The sequence below is a fragment of the Duganella flavida genome (genome assembly GCF_009857445.1).
Taxonomy (GTDB): domain Bacteria; phylum Pseudomonadota; class Gammaproteobacteria; order Burkholderiales; family Burkholderiaceae_D; genus Rugamonas; species Rugamonas flavida.
Genome location: NZ_WWCN01000013.1, coordinates 97,958 through 110,214 on the forward strand (window position 1 = coordinate 97,958; position 12,257 = coordinate 110,214).

At 61.6% G+C, this 12,257-nt stretch carries 9 protein-coding genes; 2 read left to right on the forward strand and 7 right to left on the reverse strand.

Going from position 1 to position 12,257, the window contains the following annotated elements:
- Positions 1-2 precede the first annotated feature (2 nt).
- Complete coding sequence (locus GTP46_RS20025; protein WP_161008393.1) at positions 3-737, reverse strand: SDR family NAD(P)-dependent oxidoreductase; 735 nt, start codon at positions 735-737, stop codon at positions 3-5.
- Between the two features lie 113 nt (positions 738-850).
- Between GTP46_RS20025 and GTP46_RS20030 the strand changes: the two genes are divergently transcribed.
- Positions 851-1,780: a LysR family transcriptional regulator gene (locus GTP46_RS20030; protein WP_161008394.1), complete on the forward strand. Its 930-nt coding sequence runs from the start codon at positions 851-853 to the stop codon at positions 1,778-1,780.
- A gap of 86 nt (positions 1,781-1,866) precedes the next feature.
- Positions 1,867-3,171, forward strand: coding sequence for a sugar MFS transporter (locus GTP46_RS20035; RefSeq protein ID WP_161008395.1), 1,305 nt, complete (start codon positions 1,867-1,869; stop codon positions 3,169-3,171).
- 29 nt (positions 3,172-3,200) lie between these two features.
- Here the strand turns inward: GTP46_RS20035 and GTP46_RS20040 are convergent, their stop codons facing one another.
- From GTP46_RS20040 to GTP46_RS20065, 6 genes are all read right to left on the reverse strand, one after another.
- Complete coding sequence (locus GTP46_RS20040) at positions 3,201-4,676, reverse strand: carboxylesterase/lipase family protein (protein WP_202414359.1); 1,476 nt, start codon at positions 4,674-4,676, stop codon at positions 3,201-3,203.
- A gap of 71 nt (positions 4,677-4,747) precedes the next feature.
- Positions 4,748-6,547: a methyl-accepting chemotaxis protein gene (locus GTP46_RS20045; RefSeq protein ID WP_161008396.1), complete on the reverse strand. Its 1,800-nt coding sequence runs from the start codon at positions 6,545-6,547 to the stop codon at positions 4,748-4,750.
- A gap of 59 nt (positions 6,548-6,606) precedes the next feature.
- Positions 6,607-8,319: an LVIVD repeat-containing protein gene (locus tag GTP46_RS20050; protein WP_161008397.1), complete on the reverse strand. Its 1,713-nt coding sequence runs from the start codon at positions 8,317-8,319 to the stop codon at positions 6,607-6,609.
- Between the two features lie 17 nt (positions 8,320-8,336).
- Positions 8,337-9,371, reverse strand: coding sequence for a porin (locus GTP46_RS20055; RefSeq protein ID WP_161008398.1), 1,035 nt, complete (start codon positions 9,369-9,371; stop codon positions 8,337-8,339).
- 86 nt (positions 9,372-9,457) lie between these two features.
- Positions 9,458-10,696, reverse strand: coding sequence for a kynureninase (gene kynU, locus GTP46_RS20060; protein WP_161008399.1), 1,239 nt, complete (start codon positions 10,694-10,696; stop codon positions 9,458-9,460).
- A gap of 165 nt (positions 10,697-10,861) precedes the next feature.
- A complete protein-coding gene (locus tag GTP46_RS20065) occupies positions 10,862-12,241 on the reverse strand; it encodes an amino acid permease (RefSeq protein WP_161008400.1) in 1,380 nt (459 codons plus the stop codon).
- Between the last annotated feature and the right edge of the window lie 16 nt (positions 12,242-12,257).

A 12,257-nucleotide genomic window follows, 5' to 3' on the forward strand; every position in this document is an offset into this window, starting at 1 on the left:
CTTTACCAGGTACCAGCGCTGCCGCCGCCATCCACCGGCAAGATGGTGCCGGTGGTGAAGCTCGACTCGGTCAGGTACAGCACCGCATTGACCACATCATCGGTCACGCCGAAAGTACCGGTTGGCGCCAGCGTGCGGAAGAAGGCTTGCGTGGCTTCGTCCTCGCTGTGCATCGGCGTGGCGATGATGCCGGGTGCGACTGCATTCACTTTGACATTGGACGCCGCCAGCTCAATCGCCAGTCCGCGCGTGGCGTTGTTGAGGCCGCCCTTGATCAGGATCGGCAGCAGCGCCGGCACTTTGGCGGTCGGCTGCATGGCAATGCTGGCGGTAATATTGACGATGTGGCCCGACTTGTTCGCGCCCATGTGCGCCGCCGCTTGCTGCGATGGATAGAACACGCCTTTCAGGTTGGTGTTGAGCAGTTCGTCCAGATCCTGCTCGGTGTAATCGGTCACCGGCTTGGCGATGAAGATGCCGGCGTTATTGATCAAAATATCGACCTTGCCAAACGCCGCTACCGCGCGCTCAAACAAGGCCTTAGCCGTTTCTGGCTTCGAAATATCGCCCGGCACCAGCACGAAATTGGCCGGATTGCCCAACTTGTCCGCTGCCGCTTTCAAACGCTCGATGGTGCGCGCATTGCCGACCACGTTGTAGCCGCGTTTCAGGTAAGCCTCGGCGACGGCAAAGCCAATACCGCTCGATGCGCCGGTCACAATAACAGTCTTGTTCATGATGTTTCCTTTCAGGGTTTTAAGAAGGTGTAGCCACTATACTTTTGCTCGCCACCTTGACAAACAGCCTGAAACACAAGACAATTGATACACCATGTAATTAATAGGCCACCATGAAACGCCAATTCGACGATGTCCTGCTCGGCAGCATCGAGCTGTTCTGCTTGGCTGCCGAGCTGTCCAGTTTTACCGCCGCCGCCACCGCTGCCGGGGTGACGCCGGCCGCCGTCAGCCGCTCTGTCTCGCGATTGGAAGAACGGCTGGGCGTGCGCCTGTTCGTGCGTACCACACGCCAGATCCGCCTGACCGACGGCGGCCGCGTCTACTTCGAGCAATGCCGGCAAGCGCTGTCCCAATTAAGCGAGGCGGAGCGCCAAGTCACCGGCGCGCAAGTGCAGCCGTCCGGGCCGCTACGCATCAGCGCGCCGACGCCTTACGCGCACTATCGCCTGCTGCCGCTGCTCGGCGAATTCCGCCGCAAGTATCCCGACGTGACAATCGACATCCACGTCAGCAACCGCAACATCGACTTCGCCGATGAAGGCTACGACCTGGCCATCCGTGGCCGCGATCCGGCCGACTCCAGTCTTATCGCACGCAAGCTGGAAGATGCGGAACTGGTGCTGGTGGCCGCTCCCGCCTACCTGAAACGCGCCGGCAAACCAAAATCGCTGGCCGACCTCGCCAGCCACGAATGCATCCAGTTCGACCTGCCCAGCACCGGCAAGCGTATTCCATGGCCTTTCTTGCAAGACGGCGTGGTACTCGATGTGGTCACCGAGGGTGGCCTCAGCTGCTCAGAAGACGTGCTCGGCATCGTCACGCTGGCGCGTAGCGGCGCCGGCCTGGTGCAGACTTACCGCTTCATCGTCGAGCAGGACCTGGCCAGCGGCACGCTGGTCGAACTGCTGCCGCAGCACGGCGGCGCCTCCCGCCCGTTCATTTTGTTGTATCCGCACGCCCGCCACCTGTCGCTGCGGGTGCGGACCTTTGTCGATTTCCTCGTGGCCAAACTGGGTCCGTCGCGACCTATGCGCAATTGATATTGATCTTGGCGTTTTTGGCATTGGAGATCGCTACGGCACTGAGATAGCATAACGGGTTAAGAAAACTACCAGAGACACAACCAATGCCAGCCCCAATGCCCAGCGCGACCAGCGCCCTGCCTTCGCAGTCCCATTCCACTAGCTCCCGCGCGGTCTTGTCGCTGTTGACCAGCCTGTTCTTCACTTGGGGCTTCATCACTGTGATCAACAATACGCTGCTGCCGCACCTGCGCAGCGTGTTCGATTTGAACTACACCCAGACCACCCTGATCGAGTCAGTGTGGTTTATTGCCTACTTTTTTGCCTCGATTCCATCGGCGCGCCTGATTGAGCGCATCGGCTATCAGAAATCGATGGTGTTCGGCCTGTGCATGATGTCGGTCGGCGCCCTGCTGATGATTCCGGCCGCCCGCCTGCCATCCTACGGCGTGACGCTGGTGGCACTGTTCGTGATCGCCTGCGGCATCACGCTACTGCAGGTGTCGGCCAATCCGTACGTGGCCGTGGTCGGCTCGCCGGAGACCGCCTCCTCGCGCCTGAACCTGGTACAAGCCTTCAACTCGCTGGGCGCGACGCTGGCGCCGCTGTTCGGCGCTTACCTGATCCTCGGCCGTTCCGCCTCCGGCACCGCCGAAGCCGGCCACATCCTGACCCAGGCTGAAAAATTGGCCGACGCCCAAGCCGTACAACTGCCTTACCTGATCGTCGCCGGCGTACTGGTGGTGCTGGCACTGGTGATTTCCCGCTTCCCGATGCCGGCCATGCACCACGCCAGCCGTCGCGTATCGGAAGGCGAGCGCGCCAAGCTGTCGCTGTGGAAGCACCGCAACCTGGTGTTTGGCATTCCGGCCATCTTCATCTACCTGATCGCTGAAATCGGCGTAGCCAACCTGTTCATCAACTTCACCGCCCAGCCGGAAATCGGTAACCTGAACCACGAGCAAGGCGCGCATTACCTGTTCCTGCTGTGGGGCGGCATGATGGTCGGCCGCTTCATCGGCAGCTGGGCGATGAACAAGACCTCGGCCGAGCGCGTGCTGGCCTTCTGCGCCATCGGCGCCTGCATCGTGATGCTGATCGCGGCGCTGGGCACCGGCAGCGTGGCCATGTGGGCACTGATCTCGGTCGGCCTGTTCCACTCGGTGATGTTCCCGACCATCTTCACGCTGGGCATCAAGGGCCTGGGCCCGCTGACCGAAGAAGGCGCCGGCCTGCTGATCATGGCAATCGCCGGCGGCGCGCTGGTGGTAGTGCAAGGCTGGCTGGCCGACACCGTCGGCCTGCAACTGTCCTTCCTGCTGACTGCGGTCTGCGAACTGTACGTACTGTTCTACGCTGTCTGGGGTTCAAAAACCACCAACGCCTTCCCCGACGAACAAATCAGCTAACATCAGTGCCCGCTCCGAGCGGGCATTTTTTATTGTTGGAACAGCGAAAAGTCCGGCAGTTTGTCCTTCCCTTCTCCAAGGCGGACGATGGAGGCACTGGAGCCGTCATAAGCAGGCCAGTCCGGCAGGCTGCCGGTGCGGGCGAATTGCACCCAGGTGTCGGCCAACCGCGCCGCCATCTGGCGGTCGGCAACACTCCACTGGCGGCTGTCCTGATCGAGGTTGTCGAACACGTAGCGGATTTCCGCGCCATGGCCTGCACCGCAGCCGTAGCCGCACGGTGTCGACGGCTCCGCAGGACGATGCGTAAAGTAGTAGGCATACGCTTTGGACTGGCCGTACTTCGCTTGCAGCCCCGCCCAATAGACTTTGCGCCAGCCCCACCAGTCGGTAGTCAATTGGTCGAGCGAGGCTTTGGCTTGCGCGTCGCTGGCGCCAGGATAGGCGGCTAACAGATCTTCAGATGGCGCGTGTCCCAGCAGTTTGCTGACCAGTTCTTTGTAGCGTGCGGCGGTGAACTCGCCGGTGTTGAGGATTTCCGGCGCCAGATCCTTGCCCTCTTCCGCATTCCAGCCCACCAGCAGCGGCACGTCGTTCTGGCGATGGTTGAGATACAGGCTGGTTTGGTCTTCGCGCAGCACATGGCCATCGACGCTGACGCGCGCGCTCCACGACTGCTTGTGCAAGGTCTCCACGCTCATAGCGCGCAGCGCCGCCAGGTTCTTCGCGCCGACGCTGTGGGCAAATGCTACGCCGGTGGCTTCAACGCGTTTTTGATCGTAGGCGCTGTACTCATCGGGATTCATCGGCCAGCCGGCGTTCCCGCTTTGCGCGATGGCGCGCTGGAACAGGCCTTTGGCCATCGGCGATGCCGTCAGGATGCCGACTGAGATCGCGCCGGCGGATTCGCCAAAGATGGTGACGCGGCCGGCGTCACCGCCAAAGGCCGCGATGTTGTTCTTCACCCAGCGCAGCGCGGCGATCTGGTCGCGCAAGCCCTGGTTGCCTGATTCCTCCTTCAGCTCCGGGTGGGCGAAGAAGCCGAAGATCCCCAGGCGATAGTTAATCGTCACAACGATGGCACCGCGCTTCGCCAGATTGGCGCCGTTGAAGCCCGGCTGCGAACCAGTGCCGCCGTAATAGCCGCCACCATGTATCCACACCAGCACCGGCAGCTTCTCGGCCTTTTCCGGCGCCCACACGTTCAGGTACAGGCAATCTTCACTTTTGGGATCGGTGATCCACACTGCGGTCTGGGCGCAAGCGGCGGAAAAGCTGGTCGCCTGCCGCACGCCTTTCCACGCCACCACCGGCTGCGGCGCGCGCCAGCGCAGTTTGCCGACCGGTGGTGCAGCATAGGGAATGCCGAAATAGGTGTCCACCGCATCTGCATGCGCGCCGGCGATTGCGCCGCCGGAGACCTTCACTGGATTGGTGGGCTGCGCTTGCGCTGCAAAGCCAGCGATACACATTACGATCAGCGCGACCGCGCGAACTAGCGTCATGAAGTCTCCTCTGTTATAAAAGATATCGTTCCTTCATGACATTATGCTTCGAAAAATCCTGGCCGGCGCGTTTACAGCGTAAAACGTCCTACCGCGCCAGCCAGCGCCACGGCTTGGTCTTTCATGCTGTCCGCGGCAGCGGCGGCTTGCTCGACCAGCGCCGCATTCTGCTGCGTGACTTCATCCATGTCGCCGATGGCGCCATTCACTTCGGCGATGCCAGCGCTTTGTTCCTGGCTGGCGGTGCTGATCGCGCCGATCAGATCCGCCACCTGATGCACGGAGCCGACCAGGCGCTCCATGTGCTGGCCCGCATCCGCCGCCAGCTGGCTGCCCGCTTCCGCGCGCTGCCGGGCCTCGACAATCAGCACGCGAATTTCCTGCGCCGCCATGGCCGACGACTGCGCCAGCGTGCGCACCTCGGCCGCCACCACCGCGAAGCCACGTCCCTGCTCACCAGCGCGCGCCGCTTCCACCGCTGCGTTCAGGGCCAGGATATTGGTCTGGAATGCCAGCGCGTCAATGGCGCCGATAATGTCGGCCATGCGGCGCGAACCATCCCGGATGTGGTCCATGGTCTGGACCACATTCAGCACCACGCTACCGCCGCTGCTGGCCGCGTGCGAAGCCGATACCGCCAGCTCGCTGGCCGCCCGCGCGTTGGCCGCCGTACCCTGCACCGTGATAGTCAGCGACTGCATCGCGCTGACGGTCTGCTCCAGCGAACTGGCTTGCGCCTCCGTGCGCGCCGACAGATCACCATTGCCGCCGGCGATGTCGGCCGCCGCCATCCGCACCGTTTCGCTGGCGATGCGGATTTGCTGGAGCACGGCGCTGATCTGGTCCGCAAAATGATTAAAGGCGCGGCTGATCTGCGCCAGTTCGGTGGGGCCGCTGTCGTCGAGACGACGCGTCAGGTCGCCGTCGCCATCGGCGATATGCGATAGCGCGTCGCGCACCAGTTGTAGACTGCGCAATTCGCGGGCGATCAGGATGGAGAGCGCGGCTACCGCCGCCAGTCCCAGTACCACGGCGGTGATGGCGGAAGTCAGCAACATGGCGCCGAGTCCCGCCGTGGCTTCGGTCTTGTCCAGCACCAGTGCCAGCAGCCAGCTAGTGCCGGGGACTGCGGTGGCAAACAGAATGCCATCGCGACCATCTAGCGCCAGTGCTGTGCTGCCGCCGGAGGCTTCCAACGCAGCCAGGTGTTCTTGCGACAAGCCGCCGCCCAGCGTGTCCACCGTTTGCATGGTGCGGTCTTTTTGTGGATGAGCGATTACGCGGCCGTCATGATCGATCAGGAAGGCGTAGCTGTGGGGCGTAGGCCGCAGCGCCAGCACTTGGGCGACCACTTTGGCCAGCGAGACGTCGGCGGCCAGCACGGCATCGGCCACGCCGACGGCGGGCGGCGCTGGCTCGGCAAACGTCACTACCAGTTCACCGCGCCCGGCATCCACATAGGGCGCCGTGATGATGGCGCTACCCGCTTGCATCGGCTTGCGGTACCAGGCGCGCGTGGTGGGATCGTAGTCCGCTGGCGGCGGCTCGTCGCGCGACGAGGCGATGCGCTTGTCGGCGTAGCCGATGTAGACATTGTCAAAGCCGCCCGCCTGCGCTGCAGCTTTCAGCAGCGGCTGCGGCGCCGGCAAAGGCACTGCATGACGCAGTGACGACACCAGCGAACGGCGCGCCGCCACCCAGTCGCCTATCGCCGCCGCCTGGCTGCCCGCCAGCTGGCGCATTTGTCCGTTCATCGTTTCCAGCGTGCGGGTGCGCGACGATGCGTAGTTGGCAGCGGCCACCGCCAGCATCGCGAGGACGACCACGGCCACGCACAGGCCGATCAAGCGGCCGCGCAGTGTAGAAAACATGGGGATTCCTTAGCGTGAAAAAAAACGGCCGGCAGGACGCCGGCCGCAAAGTGCTGAAGTTACTTCTTGGGCGGCATGCCCATCACAGGATTACCCAGTACCGAGGTAGACAGCGTGTAGATACCGTGATTCGAGAACACCCAGATCAGGTTACGATCCCATTCGACGAAGATGCTGTGCACCGGGTTAGGCAGCGCGCGGATCGACAGAGTCTGGCCGTCGGTGGTCTTGCGGCTGGCGTCGATCATCTTCGGCACGAAGTAGGCGGCGATGGTCGGATTCAGCGGGTCTTTCACGTCGAAGATCTGCATGCCGGCGTTGTAGTACGAATAAGGCATGTAGCGTGGGCTCGGCGTGCCAGGCTGGATCTGCGCATAGCCACTGCGTTTCGGACCGAAGCTGCCGCGACGCTGGCAGAAGTCGGTGAACGGTGCATCCTTCGGCGGCGTTGGCGTCGGCAGCGTGTTGACGATCTTCGGATGCAGCGGATCGCGGACATCGATCGAATAGATCGCTTTCAGCGGTTCATAGCAGTCTTCCGACATCGGGTAGCCGCTGTAGTAGACCATGCCGGTCGATTCGACTTTGCTGACGTCGATGTTATCGCCCTCGGTGCCAGTCACGCTGACCGGCATGTCGATGTGCGCCACCGCATGCAGATTGGCCGGATTCGAAATATCGATCACGTAGAAGCCGAAGCCACCCATCGCGGCATAGCCGTACTTGCCACCCTGCTCCACCGACTTCGGAATGAACAGCGGCATGCGCGCGCCCATCCACGAAGTCTTGTTGCCGGCGCGTGGATTCTTCTTGTACTCCTCTTCCTCGCCCAGACGCGAGCCCGGCGCCCACCAGGTCGACAAACGTTTTGGATGCGCTGGATCGGAGACGTCGAACGCCAGCTGCGCACCAGCGTACAGATAGGTCTTGTACTCGGTGTTGACGAAGGTGTCGTCCGGCGCGCCCGCTACGAACAGGTACTGGCCACCGTCATACGCCGGCACGTCCTGACAGCCGGAACCCTGCTGCGGCTGTTCCTGCGCCGAGTGGTAAGGATCGAGCGAGGTTTCGGACAGCAGCTTCCAGTCGGTCCACTGCGGGCTGGTTACCTCGTAGATGCGGAAGCCACGCAGCATCTTGCGGTCGCGCGCTTTCTTGATATCGTCGGGATTGGTGTACTTGTTCTGCACCAGGCCATAGCGCGAGATCTCGTAGCACTGTACCGCGATCATCTTGTCCAACTTCTTGTTGTACTTGACGTTGAATGGGCCGAATTGGTGCTCGCCACCCTTGGTGTTGAAGGTCTTCTGCTGTACCACCTTGATGTCGCGCGGATCGGTGATGTCGAACAGGTTGTACATCCAGGTTTCATAGTCGTACAGATAGCGGCGGCCGTTGAAATCGAAGCTGGCCTGCCAGCTGTGGCCCGCACCTGCCACGTATGGCGAGAAGTTCTCGACCTTGACATTCTTCAGGTACTGGTTCTGGTCCAGGTAAGGCAGGCTGCCTTCTACCGGGTGGGCGCCGTAGGCGTCTGGCGTGGCGTCCGGGCTTTTGAATTTGCCGGTCTTGGCGTCGTAGCCATACGAGCCTGGCGCCGGCACCGGTGGTTCGCCCGGCAGCAGCTCGCTCTTCTTCTGCATCGGACCTGGCGCATCGGGTGCGTTCAGATTCAGGCCACTGCGCGGCGCTTGCGCCAGCGCCGTGCTGCTCAGGATCGCTGCGCCGACAGCCAGCAGCAGCGGGGATACAAGCTTGGTGGTTTTTTTCATATCAGTCTCTCAGTGAATCAGAAGGAATGGCGCAGGCCTATCTGGGTTCCGCGTTCCGGGTTGCCGCTGCCGTTATAGTTAAACGTCAGTGGATACGGTACTTTCGGGCTTCCCTTGGTGTACACACGGCCGTAGTTGACGTAAGCGTCGGTGCGTTTCGAGAAGCGGTAGCTATAGCCCATCAGGATGCTACTGCCGTTGGTGAGGTCTTTGCCGATATCGTCATGGCGGCTCACGGCGCTGGCGTAAACACTGTGGGTAGTGTCAATCTTCCAGCGCGCACCCAGCTGCACATCCCAGCCCTTGGTCTGGAAACCCACATACGGCGGATAGGCGTAGTAGCCGTTGTAGGTGTGATAGATGAAGGTCGGCTCGAAGCCGCCGAAGCGGTACACCGCCGAGATATAGTTATCGCGCGACGACTCCAGCTTGGGCGTGTACAGGTTCTTGATGTCCTTACGGTCGGTGACATAGCCCAGGTACAGCGGGCCGTTGCGGTATTCCACGCCAGTGCTGTACACGCGTCCATTGTGGTCCGCCGTCTCGTTGCCGGCGGTGACCATGAAGCGGCCTTTGAAGCCATTCATCGATGGCGTAGCGTACGACACCGCATTACTCTCGCGCCATGGCGCGTAGAAGAACACGCTGTTACTCACGCGACTATAATCGCCGGACCAACCCGGATCGGCGTAACCGACGATCCAGTACGACGGCGTGTTCTGGCGGCCGAGCGCCAGCGCGCCCCAGTTGCCACGGATACCGACGTAGCTTTCACGCGGCGTCGGACCGACGCCGGTATCGGCCGAGAACTGCATCTGGTGTAGGAAATAAGCCTGGTTGCCATCACCCAGATCCTCGGTCGCGCTGAACTCCAGGCGCGACTGGCTCAGGCCACCGCTGGATACGCGCGTCACCTTTTCCTTGGTAGTCGCCAGGCTTTCGACGTTGACGTCGATAACGCCGGAAATCATAACGCCGTCTGCCGCCGCATGGCCTGCGGCCATGCACGCCAGCGCTGCACTACAGATCAAACCTTTCTGCTTCACTTTCATGTCTCCACTCCCTTTTTAATATTTGAATCATTGGTGTCAAATCTTTTTTTATGCGGGGCTTTTTTGCTTGGTGCTGCCTTGTAAGGTCAGGTCACCGCCTTCCTGGTCAGGAACTGCTCCTGATTCCATTCACCGGACGCCATGATCTGGGCCAGCACGTCCACCGTGTGATACACGTCGATATAGCGCACATACAGCGGCGCAAAACCGAAGCGCAGGATGTCCGGCATGCGGAAGTCGCCGGTGATGCCGCGCGCAATCAAGGCCTGCACAATGGCGTAGCCTTGAGGATGGGTCAGCGCCACCTGGCTGCCGCGCAGTTCGCGCTCGCGCGGCGAACCGATGCCGAAGCCGTATTCGCCCAGACGTTCGTCCACCAAGCGGATGAACAGGTCGCACAGATCCTGGCTCTTCTTGCGCAGTTGCGCCATGTCGACGCCATCGAATACATCCAGCGCCGCATCCAGCGCCAGCATCGACAGCAGCGGCGGCGTACCGCACTGCATACGATTGATGCCCGGCGCCGGCTGATAGTCCTTCACGAAAGCGAACGGCTGCGCGTGGCCGTGCCAGCCGGACAAGGGCTGGCGCACCTGCTCTAGATGGCGGCGCGCGACGTAGACGAAAGCCGGCGCACCAGGACCACCATTCAGATATTTGTAGCCGCAGCCCACCGCGAAGTCAGCGTTGCAGGCATCCAGTTCCACGTGCAGTGCACCAGCGCTGTGGGCCAAATCCCAGATGCACAGTGCACCGGCGGCATGCGCCTGGCGCGTGATGCCGGCCATGTCGTACACGCGGCCGCTGCGATAGTTCACGTGGGTCAGCATCAGCACTGCCACGCTATCGTCCAGCGCATCGGCGATGGCGGAAGCGTCGGACGGCACATAGCGGATCTCGGCGCCAAACAATTCGGCGACGCCTTGTGCGATATACAGGTCGGTCGGGAAGTTACCTTCTTCGGTGAGAATCACTTTGCGGCCTGGGTTCAGGCGCAGCGCGGCCGACAGGGCCTTGAACAGATTGATGGAGGTGGAATCGCCCACCATCACTTCATCCGCGTCGGCGCCGATCAAAGCTGCGACTTTGGCGGCGACACGTTGCGGCAGGTCGATCCAGCCAGCGTCATTCCAGGAACGAATCAGGCCCATGCCCCATTCACCGGCGATGGCTTGCTGCATGCGCGCAGGCAGATGCGCAGGCATGGCGCCCAGCGAATTACCATCCAAATAAACCTCGCCCTCGGGCAGCGTGAATCGCTGGCGGGTGGTGGCCAGCGGGTCGCGCTGGTCCATATCGATGCAGTCTTGTTTCGTGAGTCTCATGCTTTTTTTCCTTGATTTACTTGTGTCGCTGAACCCAGTATGCATGGGTGTTGCAATAAGCGAAAATGAATAGTTAGGCTCCAGATATTCCGTTTTCTCATATCCAAATACGACGGACGGAGTCCTCCCCTGCGGGGTCAAAAACCGCTTAAAAGACCGTGTGATTTAGCGCTTGCGGTACCAGAGGAAGTACATCGCGCTCAGGGCCAGCATGAAGGGCAGGCCTGTCATGAGTGTCATTGCAAACTCTTTGGTGAAGGCAGTGGTGACCATGATCGCCAACATCAAGCCAGCGCCCAGCATCGTCAGCCACGGGAAGGCCCAGATGCGGAACGGCAGCGGCGCGTGGCCTTCGCGCGTCCACTGGCGGCGGAAGAAGTAGTGCGTCACAAAGATCATCATCCAGGTGAACATGGCGCCGAACATGGAAATCGCCATCATCAGCATGAAGGAGCCGTCCGGGAACAATACGCTCAGCACCGTCGCCAGCGCGATACCGATACAGGACAACATCAGCGCCGCCACCGGCACACCGCGCTTGCTTAACATACCGAAGCGCTTCGGTGCCTGCCCTGCCCGCGACAACGAGAACATGGTGCGGGTGGTGATGTACAACTGGCTGTTCATCGACGACAGCGCCGCCACCAGAATCACAAAATTAATCACGCCAGCAGCGCCGGGAATGTGCAGCGCCTGCATCGCCAGCACGAATGGGCTGTTGCCGTTGCCCGCCGTCGCCCATGGCACGATGGCCAGCATCAGGCCAAGCGTCAGCATGTAGAACATCACCAGCCGCAGCATGGTGGTGCGGAAGGCACCGGTAATAGCTTGCTGTGGATCGCGCGCCTCGCCGGCGGCCACCGCCACCATCTCGATGCCGAGATAGCTGAAGATGGAGACGATCACGCCGGTCCACATGCCCGCGCTGCCATGCGGGAAGAAGCCGCGGTCCTGCACATAGTTCTTGAAGCCGATCGGGCCAGCCTCCGGCGCCGCGTACACCATGTAAGCGCCCAGCAGGATAAACAAAACGATCGCGGCGATTTTGACGGTCGAGAACAGATACTCAACGCTGCCGAAGATATTCACGCTCATGGCGTTCACCAGGATCAGGCAGGCCGAGAAAAGCACGATCCACAACCATGCGGGCGTGCCGGGGAACCAGTACTGCATGTACAGCGCCACCGCCGTGACCTCGGTGCCCACCGCCAGTACGATGGACGACCAGTAGCAATAGCGCACCGAGAAGCCGGCCCACGGTCCGACATAGTGCTCGGCGTAGGAGCCGAACGAACCCGAAGTCGGATGCGCCACCGTCATCTCTGCCAGGCAGCCGATCAACAGCATGGCGATCAACGCGCCGATGGCATAGCTGACCAGCACACTCGGACCGGCAAAGCCGATGGCAAAACCGCTGCCGAGAAACAGGCCGGTACCAATCGCGCCGCCGATTGCAATCATGGACATCTGGCCGCTGGTCAGGCCGCGCTGCAAGCCCGTCTCGCGTTCCACGATGGCGGCAAAGCCGCTCTTGTTGTGATTCATTTTGTCTCCTGTGATG